Source organism: Pseudomonas sp. OV226 (assembly GCF_003148705.1).
In the GTDB taxonomy this organism is placed as follows: Bacteria; Pseudomonadota; Gammaproteobacteria; order Pseudomonadales; family Pseudomonadaceae; genus Aquipseudomonas.
This window is the reverse complement of sequence record NZ_QGGS01000029.1, coordinates 57302-75367: the sequence shown is the minus strand read 5'-3', so window position 1 is coordinate 75367 and position 18066 is coordinate 57302. Positions and strand designations below refer to the sequence as shown.

The 18066-nt window shown below is 54.6% G+C and carries 14 protein-coding genes and 2 pseudogenes; 14 read left to right on the top strand and 2 right to left on the bottom strand.

The features are described 5' to 3' along the window. The 4 genes and pseudogenes from C7534_RS29450 to C7534_RS29435 all read left to right on the top strand — a co-directional run. The coding region (locus C7534_RS29450; protein WP_146206217.1) for an autotransporter outer membrane beta-barrel domain-containing protein at window positions 1-3009 on the top strand (3009 nt) is incomplete at its 5' end. A 232-nt stretch (window positions 3010-3241) separates the two neighbouring features. Further along, entirely contained in the window at window positions 3242-3937 is a 696-nt protein-coding gene (locus tag C7534_RS29445) for an autotransporter outer membrane beta-barrel domain-containing protein (protein ID WP_109787937.1), read from the top strand. A gap of 387 nt (window positions 3938-4324) precedes the next feature. After that, window positions 4325-4497: pseudogene (locus C7534_RS29440) on the top strand (IS5/IS1182 family transposase); the annotation flags it as partial. A gap of 186 nt (window positions 4498-4683) precedes the next feature. Further along, window positions 4684-5289, top strand: a complete 606-nt coding sequence (locus C7534_RS29435) for a YdcF family protein (protein WP_218278093.1) — start codon at window positions 4684-4686, stop codon at window positions 5287-5289. Between the two features lie 202 nt (window positions 5290-5491). Here the strand turns inward: C7534_RS29435 and C7534_RS29425 are convergent, their stop codons facing one another. Both C7534_RS29425 and C7534_RS32440 read right to left on the bottom strand, forming a co-directional pair. Next, window positions 5492-5899, bottom strand: a complete 408-nt coding sequence (locus C7534_RS29425) for a DUF3592 domain-containing protein (protein ID WP_109787936.1) — start codon at window positions 5897-5899, stop codon at window positions 5492-5494. Next, the gene (locus tag C7534_RS32440) at window positions 5886-6128 is read right to left on the bottom strand and encodes a hypothetical protein (protein WP_146206215.1); all 243 of its coding nucleotides are present in this window, start codon (window positions 6126-6128) and stop codon (window positions 5886-5888) included. The genes C7534_RS29425 and C7534_RS32440 overlap by 14 nt, the downstream gene beginning before the upstream one ends. Before the next feature lie 55 nt (window positions 6129-6183). Here C7534_RS32440 and C7534_RS29420 point away from each other — a divergent pair. From C7534_RS29420 to C7534_RS29375, 10 genes and pseudogenes are all read left to right on the top strand, one after another. After that, a pseudogene (locus C7534_RS29420) lies at window positions 6184-6366 on the top strand (SDR family oxidoreductase); the annotation flags it as partial. A 1504-nt stretch (window positions 6367-7870) separates the two neighbouring features. Further along, complete coding sequence (locus C7534_RS29415; protein WP_109787935.1) at window positions 7871-9145, top strand: hypothetical protein; 1275 nt, start codon at window positions 7871-7873, stop codon at window positions 9143-9145. A 764-nt stretch (window positions 9146-9909) separates the two neighbouring features. Further along, window positions 9910-10914 carry a 3-oxoacyl-[acyl-carrier-protein] synthase III C-terminal domain-containing protein gene (locus C7534_RS29410; RefSeq protein ID WP_109787934.1) on the top strand — a complete coding sequence of 335 codons (1005 nt, stop codon included), beginning with the start codon at window positions 9910-9912 and terminating at the stop codon, window positions 10912-10914. Then, entirely contained in the window at window positions 10911-11927 is a 1017-nt protein-coding gene (locus C7534_RS29405; protein WP_109787933.1) for an NAD-dependent epimerase/dehydratase family protein, read from the top strand. The genes C7534_RS29410 and C7534_RS29405 overlap by 4 nt, the downstream gene beginning before the upstream one ends. Next, complete coding sequence (locus C7534_RS29400) at window positions 11920-12726, top strand: MBL fold metallo-hydrolase (RefSeq protein ID WP_109787932.1); 807 nt, start codon at window positions 11920-11922, stop codon at window positions 12724-12726. The genes C7534_RS29405 and C7534_RS29400 overlap by 8 nt, the downstream gene beginning before the upstream one ends. Further along, window positions 12723-14006 (top strand): F390 synthetase-related protein, encoded by a 1284-nt coding sequence (locus C7534_RS29395; protein WP_109787931.1) that lies wholly within the window; start codon window positions 12723-12725, stop codon window positions 14004-14006. The genes C7534_RS29400 and C7534_RS29395 overlap by 4 nt, the downstream gene beginning before the upstream one ends. Then, window positions 14003-14617, top strand: coding sequence for a phosphatase PAP2 family protein (locus C7534_RS29390; RefSeq protein WP_109787930.1), 615 nt, complete (start codon window positions 14003-14005; stop codon window positions 14615-14617). The genes C7534_RS29395 and C7534_RS29390 overlap by 4 nt, the downstream gene beginning before the upstream one ends. Continuing rightward, window positions 14617-15756, top strand: coding sequence for a sterol desaturase family protein (locus tag C7534_RS29385; protein ID WP_109787929.1), 1140 nt, complete (start codon window positions 14617-14619; stop codon window positions 15754-15756). Before C7534_RS29390 ends, C7534_RS29385 begins: the two co-directional genes overlap by 1 nt. Then, a complete protein-coding gene (locus tag C7534_RS29380) occupies window positions 15749-16858 on the top strand; it encodes a fatty acid desaturase family protein (protein WP_109787928.1) in 1110 nt (369 codons plus the stop codon). Before C7534_RS29385 ends, C7534_RS29380 begins: the two co-directional genes overlap by 8 nt. Further along, the gene (locus C7534_RS29375; RefSeq protein WP_109787927.1) at window positions 16855-18054 is read left to right on the top strand and encodes a fatty acid desaturase family protein; all 1200 of its coding nucleotides are present in this window, start codon (window positions 16855-16857) and stop codon (window positions 18052-18054) included. The genes C7534_RS29380 and C7534_RS29375 overlap by 4 nt, the downstream gene beginning before the upstream one ends. Window positions 18055-18066: the final 12 nt, after the last annotated feature.

The window sequence follows — 18066 nt, the reverse complement described above, 5'->3', positions numbered from 1 at the left end:
GGTGCGTTCAGCTTCGACAACGTCCTGACCGGAGCGGGTACGTTGAATGCGTCCAACAATGGACAGGCGTTCAACTTTGGAAGCGGAGTGGGTGCGGACTTTGCCGGTACGGCGAATCTGACCAACAACACCTTTGCGCTGTCTGGTGACAACACCACGGCACTGACCCGTGCAACTCTGGAAGTGGGCGCGGGCAACGTGACTACCGTCGGTGATGGCGACCAACAGGTCGGCGGGCTGACGATTAATGGCGGCAAAATGCTCTTCAATGCCACCGCACCGCAGCAGGTTGTGGCAACCAGCCTGATCACGGCAGGGGCGCTGGAAATTAATCATACCGGTACCGTGCGCGTGAATGTGCCAACGCCATTCAATCCGGCTCTACCCGATACACCTAACACGACCAACCTGCTGAAGCAGGATGAGGAGAACGTCAGCGTACAGTTGGTGAGATCAAGTAATGTGACGGGTAGCGGCGGTGCGATCAAACTGGTCGATCAAAATGATCAGGTCATCTCGGCGGCACGTGAGGTAGACGTCAGCCAGAACGGTAATACTGTAGCTAAGGCGACATACGATTACCGACTGACTTCCAGCTCACTTAATGACGGCTTGTATGTGAACTACGGCCTGAAACAACTGGATCTGCAGGCAGGCCAGACGTTGACGCTTGCTCAGGACACGGGTGCAACTGGTGTTTCCGCTGATATGTCCGCCAAAATCACTGGCACCGGTAACCTGGCCATTGATGCTCGTGACGACTTGGTGTCGCTGTCTAATGACACCAACGACTACACCGGCGAAACCAGTGTTAATACCGGGACGTTGCAGGCGGGTAGTGACAATGCACTCGGCCAGACCAGCAAGTTAAACCTCGCGGATACCACCACCTTTGATCTCAACGGTAAAACGCAGACTCTTGGTGCGCTGAATGGCGCGATGGGCTCAACGCTGAACGTCAACAGCGGCACGCTGAATCTGAGCAATGGCGGGACCTCGGCTGGCGCACTGACCGGTGCAGGTCAGTTGAACGTTAACGGTGGAACACTCGATGTGCAGGGCGCGAACAGCGGGCTGAGCGCTGCGACGGCTATCGCCAACGGTGCCAATGCCACTCTTAACAATGCGGCCGGTCTGGGCAATGGGACGATTGCCGATGAAGGCAGCCTGACCCTGGACGGTGTGATCGGCACCTTGCAGAACAAGCTGACCGGCACCGGCCAGGTGCTCGTGCAAAACGTCAGCGACCTGAAACTGGACGCTGACAACAGCGGCTTCAACGGTGAGTTTGCCATTGATACCAACTCGAGCCTTACCGCGCTGGTACAAGGCAGCCTCGGCAACGCCCACGTGCAGAACGACGGCAACCTGGTGCTCGACACCGCCACCAACTGGCAGTTGGTTAACATCGTTCAAGGCGCGGGCAACTTGACCAAAAATGGCGTCGGCAGCGTGACCCTGGGTAGCGACGTGGCGTACACCGGCACGACGCAAGTCAACAACGGCACCTTGCTGTTCGGCAGCGACGCGTCACCGATGACCCTAGCTAGTCAGCAGGTCAACATCGCCTCCGGCGCCCAATTTGGTGGCATCGGTGGGGTGGCCGGTTCGATCGACAACGCCGGTACCCTGTTGGCCGGAGCCAACAGCACCGTCGCCCAGACCTTCACCGTCGGTGGCAACCTCAACAACAACGGGCGGGTGACGCTCGGCGGTTCCACCGCCGGCAACACCCTGGACATCAAAGGCGACCTGAGCGGTAACGGTCAGTTTGCGATGAACACGCAGATCGGTGCGCTCTCCGGTGACCTGATCAAAGTCGGCGGCGACACCAGTGGCCAACACCAGTTACTGGTGGCCGACAGCGGTCGCGAGCCGGTCAGTGCGGACGGCAAGCTAACCCTGGTGGAGACCCACGGCGGCAGCGGTAGCTTCAACCTGGCGGGTGGTTACGTCGATGCCGGTGCATTCCGCTACACGCTGAATCAGGAAGGCGCCAACTGGGTGTTGAGTACCCCGTCCGCGCAGGTTCCACCGACTCCTGATCCAACTCCGGCACCGACTTCGACTCCGACTGCGGCGCCAAAACCGGCCGACCTGTCCAAAGGCGCCAACGCTGCCGTTGCCGCACAGACGGCGAGTGCCAGCCTGTGGAACGCGCAAATGAACGCACTGGTCAAGCGCCTGGGTGAGTTACGCATGGGCAAGGACGAAGGCGGTATCTGGACCCGCGCCATCGGCAAGCGGTTTGAAGTGAGTGAAAACTCCAGTCGTGCCTATGATCAGAACATCAACGGCATGGAAATCGGCGCCGATAAAGCCATCATGCTCGACGGCGCCAAGTTGTACCTCGGCGGCATGGTGGGCTCGGCGCATTCGAATGCCAACTTTGGCGAAGGCGCAACGGGCGAAGTCGACAGCAAGTTTGGTGGTCTTTACGCCACTTACCTGCACGATAGTGGTGTCTATGTGGATACCGTGACCAAGTACAGCCGTTTTGACAACAAGGTCAAGACCCCGACCAACTCCGGCAAGCAGGTCAAAGGCTCGTACAATACCAACGGTGTTGGGGTGGACGTCGAAGTGGGCAAACACATCGAGCTGAAGGACGGTTGGTTTGTCGAGCCGCAACTGGAAATCACCGCGACCAAAACCGAGGGTGGTCGCTACACGGCCAGCAACGGCTTGAAAGTGAAAGCGGATGACCTGGACAGCCTGCAAAGCCGCATGGGTGGCTTGGTGGGGCGCAGCATCGTGATGGACAACGGCATGAAAGTGCAGCCGTACGTCAAGGCCTCGTACGTCACCGAACACGGTGGCGACAGCTCAGTCAAGGTCAACGGCATTAAGCTGGAGGCCAAGTTGCCGGGTAACCGCACCGAAGTGGGTCTGGGCGGCGTGATGCAGCTCACCGAGAACAGCAAGATCTCGGTGGATGCCGAGTACGCCAAGGGCAGCGGCATCGAACAACCGTTTGGTGTGACCCTGGGTTATCGCTACCTCTGGTAAGCGGTCAGTGGCCTGAGTGAATATGGCTCAGTTGGGGCCTCGTAAAAGGCTGTCTAGACTTGGAGTACTTTTACACATGTTTCACCCTAACGCCCGATGGACCGCATCGGGCGTTTTGTATTTTAAGAACGGGAGCGGTGAACTGGCCTAATGATTTTGGATAATTCAATCGGGCGCTATAATGGCGACCTAATCTGAGATGTTTGGATATGCGTAAATCTTTTCTTGTGAATTGGGCGGTAGTGATGGCAAAGATGGCTCCTACCAAGTGGGCGTGATGGGCGCTTCGGGTACTAGCAGTAACAGTTCGCACAACGACAGTGTGAGCGCCAAAGGTAAGGTCACAGGCTATAGCGCCGGTGTTTATGGCACTTGGTATGGTCATCAGGACAGTCATACCGGGCCGTACGTGGATACCTGGATGATGTTTGGTCGATTCGAGAACGAAGTCAAAGGCCAGGGGCTGAAAGAGGAGCACTACCAGTCACATAACCTTTCGACCTCGGTGGAAGCGGGATATGCCGTGCCGCTGGGCGATGGTAAGAACATTGTGGTGCCTCAGGCTCAGGTCATCTACTCCGGCAGCCGTGCCCATACACATGTTGAGGAGAACGGAACCCAGGTCTCAGGACTGGGCTCGTCCGATTTTACTACGCCCTTGGGGGCTCGCTGGACTCAGGACGTTGACGGTCGCGGCCTTCAACCGATTGCCGAGCTGAACTGGTGGCACGGGCCGAGTACCCAAACCATGACATTTGATCATGACAGCGTGCGGGAAAAATTGCCGCGTGATCGCGCTGAAATGAAATTCGGCGTTAGCGGCAACTTATCGCGAGACACTAGTCTATCGGCGACCATGGGCGCACAGGTCGGCGGTCAAGGTTACATGGTTCGCACTGCAGAGGTGACGTTGAAGTACGATTGGTAACATCAGTCTGTAGTAAGCTGTATAGGTGCCATCCCTTTGAAGGGCGTTAATTAGATGGTTACCTCCACACCCTGCGAAGTTATCTTTCGCGGGGTGTTTTTATTTTTGGCGGTTATCATCATGGTAAGGGGCCAGCGAACACACCTCATCGGCCGGGAGCTAAAGGAGTGTTCGCCGGCCCTTTGCCGCTGATCGCCCAAGTTGATGGCGCAAAGTGTCCAGTTTTCTGAAAAATCATTATTTAGACTTGGTAGGCGATGCAGAAAGTCATCGATGATGCGATTGCTGGATGAAATGATCAATTAAACGACGACGAGGGAAACTCTGAGAAAGACTTCCATCTCTGGTGAAATACTCGCCTCACACGATTCGAACGGTTCAGCCCCGGTGAAACAGATGTCCTTCGCCGATGCCGAGTATTCGGCAAACGTAAGCAGACCCGCCGCGAGCGCTTCCTGATCGAGATGGATCAGGTGGTGCCCTTGAAGGGTTTGATTACCTTGATCGAGCCGCATTATCCGCAAGGCGAAGGTCGTCCGGCGTATCCATTGATGGTTATGCGGGCGGATCGCCCTAAAAAGCACGATAAGAGGAAAGAACAGTGAATTAATGACAGGAAATGGCTGCTTTTCGGCCGCCTTGGAGTTTTTTGAACCTCAAGCGGCAAGGACACCAAAAAGCGTTGGCTTACTTCAGACCTACCCTAAAGACTATCTCTTACGCGCCGCTGTCAGAACGGAAAACGAATGTCGCTGTCAAAATTATTGCCATCAGTACTTATTGGCTCCTGCGCCCCTCCAAAAATGCAAAAAATCATGGCTTTAGTCGGTATTTTCGCCATGCTTTTTGGGGGGATCAGTATTCTCCTCCTACACTACTCAAAAACTTGGCTTTTTACGGAGGTTCGACTACCGCATGCTGAATGGATCATTGTGCTTGGCGGTGAATCCGGACAGCGAGTGATCGGTGCCGCTGAACTTTTCCATAAAGGGCTTGCCCCGCGCATCCTAGTCTCTGGCGACGGGGACTGTACTCTCATCGCTTCACGACTCGAAATGGCAGGAGTGCCCAGTGAAGCCATTACGCTAGAGTGTGAGTCGCGAAACACTTATGAGAATGCGCAGTACGCGCGACAAACGCTCACCGCTTCACATCCTAATCGAATTATATTGGTTACTTCGTGGACGCATTCAAACCGTGCGCTGTGCCTCTTTCGGAGGACTTGGCCGGAGGTAGAGTGGGGAATTCATAGCGTTTATTCTGGGGATAGCTTGAGAAATACTTTGGCTATTTATGAAGCAGGCGCGGTGATAAAAGAGTATCTATCCAACACTTTGTTGAGCTGCTGGTAAGGGAGGAGGATCCAACCTATCTGCTGACAAGATCGCCAAGTTGGCTGACTGTGGTGTTGCGACGGTGTACAGAATCAAGCGGAAAACAATGGCAGCCTGATACGGGGTGCTACAGCGTCACTCCTGGTCAATCTTGGGGCTACGTGCCCCAACTTATTTGTGGTGCCCTTTGGGCGTTTCTGGGCAAGCCCGCTGTTCGATGCTAAGCACCACCCGAAAAGCCACTAGGTTTATTAGTGCCCTTGCCAAGCGCCCTCAGATCTCTAAGTAACGCGGGAATGCCAAAGCATCCGATCACCAACAACACGCCATCGAGAACGATGAATCTGTTCAACACGTTCCAGCCGACCTTGGCATCTCGTACGTAAGTAGGATCGCGTGTGTCGTACTCAATTCTGATTGTTGAACCAATCATTGGCGGCGTCGTATAGCTGCCGTAGCTGGCGAAGCCGTCGCGCTCGGGCCGGGTGATGATTCGCTGTCCTTGGGCTGTATCAAATGAAACATCCGCGTAGAAAATTTGGCGGTTTTTTAAAAAGCTACTTTCGACTTCCTCGATCCGAGCTTCGACCACTGGAGATGCATTTAGTCGGAAACTAATTTCGTCCATAAGCCATATGCTGATCGTTGCGAATGCAACCCCTACCCACGATCAGGCCAAAGATTGCCTGATGCCACGGCTTCCACTTCGGATTCATCCACGGTTCAGCTTGAAGTGGCGGCCTGTCGACAATCTGCTCGTTCGAACGATGCTTTCTGCGCGAAATCCAAACTACACAGGACAAAGACACGATAAGAGCGGCGGCAATTGCCAGCGTGCCGATGATGAATTCAATCACGTAACCTTATCCTCAAAACCGTTTATTCCTTGTTGACCTCATTCATAGTGAGCCTGCTGGCATTGCAAGACGGATAGGTTACCCCCTCCGAACCCCTTAAGCCTCGACCAAATGTGCGATTGTCGGATTGATGAAGTCACTTGCCAATGAGCTGGGGCCGCACAATATCCGGGTCAACGCCATCTTCCCCGGTGTGGTAGTGGGAGAGCGTATGGATCGGGTGATTGATGCGCGCGCTTCATTATGAGCTTTTGGCAACAAGCATATGGCGAAGCCTGCAGTTCACACAGCAATTCGGTCGCAAAAAAAGCGCGTAAAAGATCGGCGTAGTGTCTACCGGTCTTTCATCTGGGCCAGAAGCTTAATCGTTGCCGGTGGCGTTCATTGGCCTCAGCTATTGAAAAATGCAGCGGACCGAATTTCTGGGCTTCTGAGCCCTAGAAGGCGATTGATTACGAATGTCACAAATGGTTTGGTGCTGTCGCAAAATGGCGATACTTATGGGGTCAATACCTTTACTTTTAAACTCTTCTCATTACAGTCTACATGCGATGAAGAGCTAAGTAGAGGAGTTGGCGTATCTGGGTGCCAATAACTGACGCGACGAATAATCGGATAGAAAAAATCCACTTAGCCCGTGAAAATTGCGAGGAGCTATGGAGTGACCGCCGTTGCTGTGACTGGGGCATATTTCTATTTTTTCAGGTGTGCAATGTAGGGGAGGGTGGTGTGATGTATGAAAATGTGAGGTTTATCTTAAAAGGTGGGGTTTTTTTTGGCGGGGCTGGTCGTATCTTTATGTTTTCGATGGGTTCATAATTTTTGGTTTTTTTTTGATTGCATGTAATATTTTTATTGTTGCTGTGTGTGCAGTAAGGATTTTTATATTTAAAACCATGGCGATTCAATACGGCATGTTCCCTTGGAATAATGAAGTGGGAGGAGGCGTAGTTGCTGTCGTCATCTACGGGGCGTGGTTTTGGAAGCGAAATTCAAACACCCTGGAGACGCTTCGAAAAAAGTACGCCAAGCCAATTTAGCGTCTGACCGTCTGAGTTGTTCCAGTATTTGATTAGGCGGCAGCCATAATCAGCTCCAATTTTACCAGCCGGGACAGCCGTTAGGTGTAGTGGCTTGCAATAGAAAATAGCCATGCTCGCAATCAATGCACTTTTCTGCTCAGATTAATTGCGACCCTAGGTTCCTCGCGCTCACATTAACTGCGTCTTTGCATGTCTTTGGTGGCGCATGCTTGCAAACCAATTCTACGTGCTCACATTATCTGTAACCAACCTTTTAGGAGCTGGCGGCAATGAAACCGCGCGGAGAACCCCGTGGCGCCACAGGCCCGAGATAATGCTACGCCCGCAGGATAGTCGCGGTAATTGCTCCTGAAAAAAGGAATCAGGTATGCCATCACGCGAAGTAAAAACCACCCTCGAAAAAACGCAGGTTTTTGGCTCGCTCTAAGTTTAGGTATTGCTATTGGAGTCCCTGTGGGAATTGCCGCCTTTGAGTACGTATGGAGCAAAGACGCGATAGGTAATCAAGATGGATCCGAATCCGAATCCGAATCCGAATCCGAAATAGCGGAACACCCGAACCCATCTTGTCGCCATCGGATTAACAGAAACTACGGTATCAGACGTTATTGGTCTCGCAGTTGGCACGTCCGGTCGCGCATCTCATTGAGTGATCTTTTACCCTGACAATCCAAGGGCTGGCATTTGATGGTGTTACCGATGAAAAAAATCTGTCTTTCGTTTTCTCTGGCTCTGCTCGTGGCCGGAGGCGCCACCCCTGTTTTTGCTGGGCTACTTAAAGCACCGTTTAATGCACTGAATACGCGAGTTAATACGACGATAGCAGGTGGGTATGACTCGGCCAATGTGGCCCCGCTTCATGATGGCGGCTGGCTGGTCACGTGGCACAGCTCCAGCTCAAGCCAGGAGGGTCCTGAGCATGGGAGCGTCTATCAGCAACGCTACGCTGCGTCGGGTGCCAAGGAGGGCGCTGAGATGCGGGTCAATACCAGGGAGAACTGCAATCAGGACATCCCTGTGGCGACCCCGCTAGCGGACGGCGGCTGGCTAGTGACATGGGAAAGCGACCGCCAAGACCGTTTTGAGCATTGGGACGTCTATCAGCAGCGTTATGCGGCGTCGGGTGTCAAAGTGGGTATCGAGACCCAAATCAATATCACCGAGAACGGCGATCAAACCAATCCCGCCACGACTACGCTGGCGGATGGCGGCTGGCTAGTAACGTGGAAAAGCGATCTCCAGGACGGGTCTTACTGGGGTATCTATCAGCAGCGCTACGCTGCGTCGGGTACCAAGGTGGGTGGTGAGATCCATGTCAGTAGCACCGAGAACATCGATAACGATATCCCCGCTGTTACCGCGCTGCCGGACGGCGGTTGGCTGGTGGTATGGCAAGGCTTTGGGCAGGATGATTCTCTCTTTGACGTCTATCAGCAGCGCTACGCTGCATCAGGTGCCAAGGAGGGCATCGAGACACGAGTTAACACCACCACGGTCAGGAATCAATTCAGGGCTGCCGCTACGGCTCTGGCGGACAGAGGCTGGCTGGTGACGTGGGAAAGTGAAGAGCAGGGCGGTTTGGGCATTGACATCTATCAGCAGCGCTACGCGGCGTCGGGTGTCAAGGCTGGCATCGAGACACGGGTCAATACCATCACGAGCGGGAATCAAAGCGGTCGCGCCGTCACGGCATTGGCAGACGGTGGCTGGTTAGTGACATGGAATAGCGATCTCCTGGACGGGGGTGACAGGGGTATTTTTCAGCAGCGGTACGCTGTATCGGGGGGCAAGGTGGGAGGCGAGACGCAGGTCAATTCCACCACAGACGGCAGTTCCATCACACGCGGCTCTGAAGACTTTGACACCACAACTGTTACCTCGCTGGCAGGCGGCGGTTGGGTAGTGGCGTGGAATAGCGGCTTTGGCATATATCAGCAGCGTTACGACGTTGCTGGTAATCCAGTGGGCAACTAGGGTGTAGTTGCTGCTAGCGTTCGAAAACAGCCATGCTCGCAATCAATGTACTTAAGGGTTCAGATTAAATGCGAGTGAAAGCCCTATGCGCCATCGACACACCTAGCATCGACACACCTAGCCTAATGGGCTATCGCCCGCCGCGACCGATCCGTTCTGACAGCGCTCGCAGGGAAGCAGATCCTGCCTAGCGCCTTGTTTTCCGTACGCTTTATGACCGGAAATCGCCAAGCAGCTAATGGTGGTTGCTGTGATCGCGCAGAAATGAATCGCAAGCATGCGCCACGTCCAAGAGTGTTTTCGCTCGCGACCTGAATACCTGTTGGGTAATTTCGGCCGGCTGCGACGCACATACCAATACATCGATTGGCGGCCCCTCACTATTGTTAGCTCCGTTGTCTGCCATCTTGACGCTCCAAGATCCAGCGCGCGCGAAATCATCCAATTAAGGACAACGATTGTAGATCCATCCAATTCAGGCGTTCGGCCTCGGCCTTCAGTTATTTGGACCACCATTGATCCTTTTGGCGTTAGGGGCCGCTTTAATGGCGCAATGGGTCCAGCATTCAAGGGGCAAAATTTTTATGCTGCCTGGCGCTTTTCGTAACATGCATCTAGGTGAGGAGGGCGGTTGCTAGGGGGTAGGACTTTCCTTGTTAGGTGCAACATAGTCGAAACCTCCGCATTTAGAGATTTCTTCAACAGCTTGCATATGTGTTGGGTCGACGGGCCTCTACGTCCACGTACAAGGTAAAACATACATCATGTCGTCACTTTCACCGCTTGCTTTGCTTCCCTTGAAGGTCATTGCTACTGGCGTTGCTTTACCGCCCAATCGCGTAGCATCAGCATCCCTTGATAGGTCGCTCAATAAGCCGGAGGGTTATGTCGAAAAGCACTCGGGGATTAGCTATCGCTATCATGCCTCGGACAATGCCAGCCAAGCGGAGTTGGCTGCGGCAGCCCTTCACGACACCTTGGATCGACATGGTATTGATGCTGCGTCTGTCGATTTGTTGATATCGGCGTCTGCGATCTCAGTGCAGGCGCTGCCGTGTACCGCGGTGCATGTTTTAAAAGTCTCCCGGTTGCCACAAGGAACCCCCGGTTTCGACATCAACAATAGTTGCGTGAGTTTTATCTCGGCACTACAAGTGGCTGCAGGACTACTTAACGCCGGTACCTACCGTCGAATCGCTATTGTATCGGCTGATCTGGCCTCTCGCGGGATCGACTGGGGCGACGAAGAATCTTCATTGATTTTGGGCGATGGCGCTGCGTGCGCCATTGTTGAACGGGGTGATGGCAATAGCGGCATACTTGGAAGCCTAGTCGAAACCTACCCTTCAGGCAGTGAACTTTGCGAGATACAAGCGGGTGGTACAAGGCGCAATCCTCGTGCGGGCATGACTGATAGCGATTTCTTGTTCCATATGCGTGGCAAACAATTGTTTAGGCAAGCTTCTGCACTAATTGAGGATTACTTTGCTCGGTTGTTGGCTGCGAGTGGTTTGACGCTGGCGCAAATCGCCACTGTCGTTCCACACCAAGCGAGTCATCTGTCGTTGGAACATATGCGCCGGCGATTGAAGATCTCTCCCAGTGTGTTGGTGGATATTTATCGTTATCACGGCAATCAGGTAGCCGCGTCGATACCCACGGCGTTGCACGCAGCGGTCATCGGTGGACAGTACAAACGAGGCGAGCCTGTGATGCTCATTGGGACCGCTGCCGGTCTGTCACTAGCTGGCATGGTCCTGCTTCCGTGAAAGTTCTGCTTACAGGTGCCACCAGTGGATTAGGGCTGAACGCCGCGCACTGGTTGCTCGAGGAAGGTCATGAGTTGCATGCAACCGGTCGTGACTGTCAGGTCGGTGAAGTACTACAAGAGTTAGGCGCGGAATTTACCTCTCTGGACTTGACGCGCGCCACCCTAGAGCAATGCCAGAAATTGATGGGCGGGTGTGATGCCGTCTGGCACTGTGCAGCAAAGTCCTCCCCGTGGGGCCGTCTCGAGGATTTCTATCAGGCTAACGTTGTCGGCACGCAAAAAATAGCTGAGTCAGCGGGGCGTGCCGGTGTACGGCGATTTGTTCATATTTCCACGCCTGCGATTTATTTCAACTTTCAGCACCATCACGAAGTCTCTGAAAGCTATCGAGCTCCACGCTTTGCCAACCACTACGCCAGTAGTAAGTACGCGGCGGAGCAGCGCATTCAGGCGCTGGTGCCGCGCTATCAGAACACCACTTACGTAATCTTGAGACCCCGTGGCATATTCGGTCCACATGATCGGGTGATCCTGCCCAGGGTGCTGAGCCGACTTGAGCGCGATCGTGGAATATTAGGTCTTCCCGACGGCGGCAAAGCGCTGTTGGACCTGACCTTTGTGCTCAACGTGGTGCATGCCATGGACCTGGCGAGCCGCGGCAACTCGTTACCTTCCGGGGCTGCCTACAACATCACCAATCACCAGCCGATGCGCTTGGCGGACACGCTGCATCTTTTGCTGCGTGGACAGTTGGGCCTGCACTATCAGTTGCAGGGGATTCCCTACCCACTCTTGCATGCACTAGCCCGCGGGCTGGAGCTACTGAGTTGCGCTACGGGCAAAGAGCCGCAGTTGACGCGTTACAGCGTCGCCGCGTTGAATTTCGATATGACGCTCAGCCAGGTGCGCGCCAATGAGGAACTGGGGTACTCGCCACGCTACACGATGGAGCAGGGGATTGAGCAAACAGGTGCTTGGTTCAGGCGACAGGGAACGGCCGCTCATGGCTAAAGTCACCACATTCGAGGTGGGCTACTGCACCCACATCGCCTGCATGGCACAACAAGGGGCTGGTCTGCGCGTGTGTAAGTTCCCGGCCCGGGCTTATCTATTGGAGGTTGGTAGTCGTCGCTGGCTATGGGATACCGGCTACTCGACGCATTTCCAGGAGCAGACGCAGTCCGGCCTCTTTCGTGTGTACCGCCAGGTCACTCCGGTGTACTTCGACCCACGTGAGTCACTGGTCGAGCAACTGCGCACCGCAGGCTTGGTAGGCAATGACATCGAGGGGCTAATCCTTTCGCATTTTCATGCCGACCATATTGCTGGGCTGCGCGACTTCAACCAGCTCAATTTCATCTGCTCGGGGCAGGGGTGGCAAAAAATCCGGACGCTGCGTGGGTTTTCGGCATTGATGCAAGCCTTCATACCCGGCTTGATCCCGGAGAGTTTTGAAGCACGACTGCAGTTTATTGAGAGCTTTGCGCGGGTGGGCTTGCCTGAGCAGTTGGCGCCTTTCGATCACGGTTTTGAACTGCCGGGAAGTCAGGGGCAGATTTTTCTGGTGTCTTTGCCAGGCCATGCGGTGGGGCATATCGGCGCGTTCATTCAAACCGACGAAGGCTGGACGTTGTTGGCCAGTGACGCCGGATGGTCTCCTCAGAGCTATCAAACCTTGCGCGGCCCCTCGGTATTGGCCAATTTGCTGATGGATGATTCCTGCGTCTATTACGACACGCTCCGCCGACTGAACCAATTGTGGGTGGCTGGTCATGTCAACATCCGGCTGTGTCATGAGGGCGACCTATGATCCCGGTGAAGACCCTCTGGCACTACTTTCGTACCAAGCGCCTGACCTTCACCGATCGCGCAGTGCTGCAAGCCTATCAGGCACAGCAGTTGAAGCGCTTCGCTCAGAAGGTCCTTGCACAGAGTGCCTATTTTCGCCCTTACAGCGCACTGCCAGTGGCCGAATGGCCGTTGATGGATAAGGCGCTGATGATGGCGCAGTTCGACCAGATGAACACTGCCCAATTGCAGCGCGATCAGTTACTGGCGTGCGCCCGACGCAGCGAAACCGAACGCGACTTCACCCCCAAGGTCGGCACCTACAGTGTAGGGTTGTCGTCTGGCACGTCGGGGCAACGCGGTGTTTTTGTCGTCAGTGAGCGGGAGCAACAGGTCTGGGCCGGTGGCATGCTGGCAAAGATGTTGCCTGACGGCATTTTTGCCGGTGAACGCGTTGCGTTGTTTTTACGTGCGGACAACAACCTTTACCACAGTGTGAACAACTGCTGGCTGAGCCTGGAGTTCTACGATCTGTTTGCGCCTTTCCCGGCACAACTGTCGCGTTTGCAGCAGCAGGCACCGACGATCATTGTCGCTCCGGCCCAGGTGTTGAGGGCGCTTGCGCTCGCTGTGCTCGATAAGAAGTTGGTCCTGGACGTCAAAAAAGTGATCTCGGTGGCCGAAGTCCTGGACATGCATGATCGACGGGTGTTGGAACAGGTGTTTCCTGACATTGGTGAGGTGTATCAGGCCACCGAGGGGTTTCTGGCAGCCACCTGTTCCCATGGCACGCTGCATTTGAATGAAGAGTTTCTGTACATCGAGCCCCAGTGGCTCGATGAGCTCCACTTTACACCGTTGATTACCGATTTCACCCGTCGCACACAACCCATTGTGCGCTATCGGCTCGACGATGTACTGGTCAGGAAGGTCGAGCCCTGTCCTTGCGGGCAAGCGACTATGGCCATTGAACGAATAGAAGGCCGCTGCGATGACCAGTTGCTTTTGCTCAGTCACCTGGGCAAGCCGCAGGTCGTATTCGCGGACCTGTGCACGCGGGTCATTGCCAATGCGTTGCCGCTGATCAGTGACTATCGGTTGATTCAGCAGGCGGAACAAAGTTTGCACCTCGTAGCCGACTGTTCACAACAGCAGTTGGCAGAGTGTCACGCACAACTCGTGACAGCGTTCGAGCAACAGGGGATTGCCACTGAATCACTTGAGTGGCAGTTGACGGTTCAGGCCGTGATGCCGGCGTTCGAACAGAAAAGACGAAGAATCATTCGCAAGGCGAACCCATGATCAAGGTAATCCTTCCAAGGTTGTGGCACATGCTGTTGGGCTGGGGATGTGTGGGTGTTGTTTATAACCTCACTGACCGTTTTCAAAGTGAGGGAACAGTCATCTCACCCTCACTGATCGACCGACTGATTCCATTCAGTCCACACGCTATTTGGTTGTACCTGTCGTTCTTCATCATGATTCCGTTGGCTTACCTGCTTGCTCCGATTGAGCGGGTTAAGGGCTTGGCCCTGGCCATGCAGTTGACGGCGATAGGGGCAGGGGGCGTTTATGTGTTATGGCCGACGACCATGGCCTATCCGCTGGATCACGGCACCACCCTCAGTTCTGATGTGTTGAGCGCATTAACACAGTTCGACTCTAGGCAAAATTGCTTACCGTCATTGCACATGGCGCTGACGATGCTGGTCGTATGGGCAGTGCGCGATACAAGGCACAAAGTGAGAACGGTGTTGTTCATCCTCTGGGCGGCGTCGATCGCCTTTTCAATTCTGCAGTTACGCCGTCATTTGTCGATTGACTTGGTCAGCGGTGCGTTGTTGGCGCTGGTGTCCGCATGGTTGGTCGAGCGCATGGGTTTGATTCACGGTGCGGTCAGAGGAGAGACGTGATGATCGACTTAGCGTTCCCCATTCTGTTTATGTTGCTGGTGGTGATTGGCGAGATGCTGGTCGTGCGGTGGCACCGGCATGAATCGGTCAACTGGCATGACGTAATGTTCAACCTGAACTCCGGCCATCTCATGCTGTGGTTGTTCCGTGGGCTGGAAATCACCTGTTATAGCTATGTCGTTACCCACTTCAGCCTCTCGCTATTTGAATCATGGTCACCAACGCTGGTTTGGGTATTTGCTCTGTTTGCTTGGGATTTCAGTTTCTATTGGTTACACCGTGCACACCACTTCTTGCGCGTGCTGTGGGCGGTGCACGTAGTTCACCATCAGGGCGAGCATTTCAATCTGTCATTGGGGGTGCGCAACTCTTGGTACTCGTCCCTAACCTCCATCCCATTCTTTTTGTTGTTGGCCGTGCTGGGTGTCCCGTTATCGGTGTTTGTCACGGTATCCATCCTGCATTACACACTTCAACTGTTTAATCACAGTGCACTGACGCCCAAATTGGGTTTCCTGGAGTCGGTGTTGGTCACGCCTGCCCATCATCGGGTACATCATGTCAAAGACATGGCCTACTCGAACAAGAATTTTGGCGGCAGTTTTATCTTCTGGGACAAACTGTTCGGAACGTTTTGCCCCAGTCTGCCGCACGCACCGTTCGATTATGGCGTGAGCGGTGCGAAACCATCTGCTAACCCATTCTGGGCGAGCAATGCCCCATTGCTGCGCTATTTTCGCCTGCCGGTGACACTGTCCGATAAGGTTGGGCGTTGGCCTTGCTCGAACTTGACGGCTTTCAGTGGTGCGCTGCTGGTGTTTGCCGGGGTGATTGCGTATGTCTATGAGTATGGCTACGGCTATAGCAACGTGCGTTGGCCACAAGTCACGCTCTTCACCTTGTTGGCACTGGGGCCGGTGGCGCTGGCGGGCATGGTGCAAGGCCGTGTTTGGAGCGTGATGATCTGGGGAGGGATTACGCTGGGGCTGCCGCTGCTGTTTCTCGGGCTACTGGGTTGGTCACAGGCGTATTGGCAGGTCGTGCTTGTCTCGCTGGGTGCGCATGGAGTAGCGGTGCTGTGGTCTTGCAGTCGGCGACGATCAGACGCTCCTGTTGCGATGGAACAGCCTCATGGTTGAAATCCTCAGGCCTCTAGTCTTTCCCGCTGATGGCGAGCAGGCCTTTCATCAAGCACTCAAGCGCGCGGCTCGCACATATCTGGCGGATGACCACCGTTATGCCGATGGTTGGCTGCTCACCAGGGCCGCGGTGTTGCTGATGCTGTGCGCGGGGTTCTATATCATGAGCCTGATGCAGCACAACGCGTGGGAGTTTGTAGGTTGCTACTTCCTGTTTGTGATGATGGGAATGTTGCTCAACGTGGTCGTCAATCACGACGCCTCTCACAACGTCTTCTTCCGTGCATCTTGGGCCAACCGCCTGGTAGGGCGCTTGGTCACGCTGCCGTTGGGTGTGGATCCGGATTACTGGCGAGTGCGACACGTCGACTTCCACCACGTCTACGCCAATATCGAACAGTACGACCTCGATACGGAAGAGAACGGGATCTTTCGGCAGACTCCGTTCCAGCATTGGCATGCACACATGCGCTATCAACACCTTTACTGGCCGGCGATCGCGGCGTTGTCGCTGCCCTATGTCGCCTGGATATTTGACTGGTCGGATCGATTAGGAAAAACGCCACTCAAGTCAAAACATGTGTTGCCAGGGTGGCGAGGCTGGGCTGTGTTTGTCGTCAGTAAGGTCACCCATTTGATGTTGGTGCTGGGGGGGCCATTGATTGTTTGTCAGCTCAATGGCATCAGCTGGCCGATGGTGCTGTTGGGGTATGCCTTGAGCCAAATGTGCGCGTCTTTATTGGTGGTTTACCTGCTGCTGGGCACGCATTGGGCGCAGGCGCAGTTTTATCGTGCGCCTGATACGGCGGTAATGCCCCATGGATGGTATCGACATAACTTTTCTACGGCTTGCGACTGGCTGACCAAGCCTCGTTGGTTGCGCCATTTCACCGGAGGGTTGAATTACCACTTGACCCAGCATCTGTTCCCCGGATGGAGTCATCGTCATTACCCAGCGCTGGCGGCAATCATTGAACAGTTGGCGGTGGACCACCGTATGGACTATCGCTGTATTGGCTATCGTGAACTGCTGAGACAACAGCAACAGTTCCTACGCCAGATGGGGCAGGAGTCGTCCATGGACAGGGTGCTCCAACAATGAAGCCGCTAACGTTCCAGCGTGATGACGCTGATGTGCATAAAGCACTGATGCAGGCAGCCAGCAACTATCTGGCGGCGCATCAGGACCATCGTTTCGCCGATACCGGGATGATCGCCAAGCTACTAGGGCTGGCGCTTTTTTGTGCCGGGTTTTATGGCATGAGCCTGCAGCAATCCACCGGGTGGACATATTTCGGTTATTACTTTGGCTTCATTTTTACGGCAATGTTTATCACCGTCAACGTGGTCCATGATGCGTCCCACAATGCGTTTTTCAAACGACGCTGGGCTAATCGTTGGCTCAATTGCCTGGTCAGCATACCGCTAGGTCTTGATCCTGAATGCTGGCGAGTGCGTCACGTTATTTTTCATCACGGGTACAATAACGTTGAGGGATACGACCTCGACATTGAACCCAATGGCGTTCTGCGTCAGACCCCATTCCAGCGCTGGAAACCCTTTATGCGGGTTCAGCGCTTTTACTGGCCACTTGTCGCGGCCATGACCTTCCCTTATTACATCTGGCTGTTCGACTGGTTGGACCGTGCGGGGCAAACGCCGGTTGCCAGGCGCATGGCGCTGCAAGGCGCGCGCGGGTGGAGTTTGTTTGTGTTTGGCAAAGGCATGCACCTGCTATTGGCGCTGTTGATCCCGCTCTGCGTTTTGCCATCGACGATCAGTGCGCTCTACATCGCACTCATTTACTTGGGCTGCCAAATGCTCTCCTCGTTGCTGTTCGTGATGCTGATCATCGGCACTCATTGGGCAAAGGCGAAATTTTACCAGGCGCCGGAAAGCGGCGTTTTACCCAGCGGTCGGTATTCCCATGTGTTTGCTACCACCATCGACTGGACGACCACGCCGCGATGGCTGGGGTATTGGCTCGGCGGAGCCAACCTGCACTTGACCCACCACCTGTTCCCGCACTGGAGCCATCGGCATTATCCAGCTTTAAGCCAGATTATCAGCGAGGTTGCTCCACGTTTCGGTCTTGAGTACCAGCGTATAGGTCCCGGTGAAATGCTGAGGCTCCAACAGCAGTTTCTAAGCGCGATGGGCGCGAACAAAGGGGCGGATGAGTATCCAGCCCTTCGGGGATTACCTGAAAGCGCGAAGATCCAAAGCCAACAACCAGTCGGAGATGCCCAAGACGCATGCTCTGCTAGCAGCCCATTGAGCCCCCAGTCTCGAATTTGATCACAGTGAAAA

Coding starts and splice junctions, on each gene's coding strand:
- C7534_RS29435 (WP_218278093.1), top strand. CDS start 4,684: ATGTCGCTGTCAAAATTATTGCCATCAGTACTTATTGGCTCCTGCGCC.
- C7534_RS29425 (WP_109787936.1), bottom strand. CDS start 5,899: ATGGACGAAATTAGTTTCCGACTAAATGCATCTCCAGTGGTCGAAGCT.
- C7534_RS29415 (WP_109787935.1), top strand. CDS start 7,871: ATGAAAAAAATCTGTCTTTCGTTTTCTCTGGCTCTGCTCGTGGCCGGA.
- C7534_RS29410 (WP_109787934.1), top strand. CDS start 9,910: ATGTCGTCACTTTCACCGCTTGCTTTGCTTCCCTTGAAGGTCATTGCT.
- C7534_RS29400 (WP_109787932.1), top strand. CDS start 11,920: ATGGCTAAAGTCACCACATTCGAGGTGGGCTACTGCACCCACATCGCC.
- C7534_RS29395 (WP_109787931.1), top strand. CDS start 12,723: ATGATCCCGGTGAAGACCCTCTGGCACTACTTTCGTACCAAGCGCCTG.
- C7534_RS29390 (WP_109787930.1), top strand. CDS start 14,003: ATGATCAAGGTAATCCTTCCAAGGTTGTGGCACATGCTGTTGGGCTGG.
- C7534_RS29385 (WP_109787929.1), top strand. CDS start 14,617: ATGATCGACTTAGCGTTCCCCATTCTGTTTATGTTGCTGGTGGTGATT.
- C7534_RS29380 (WP_109787928.1), top strand. CDS start 15,749: ATGGTTGAAATCCTCAGGCCTCTAGTCTTTCCCGCTGATGGCGAGCAG.
- C7534_RS29375 (WP_109787927.1), top strand. CDS start 16,855: ATGAAGCCGCTAACGTTCCAGCGTGATGACGCTGATGTGCATAAAGCA.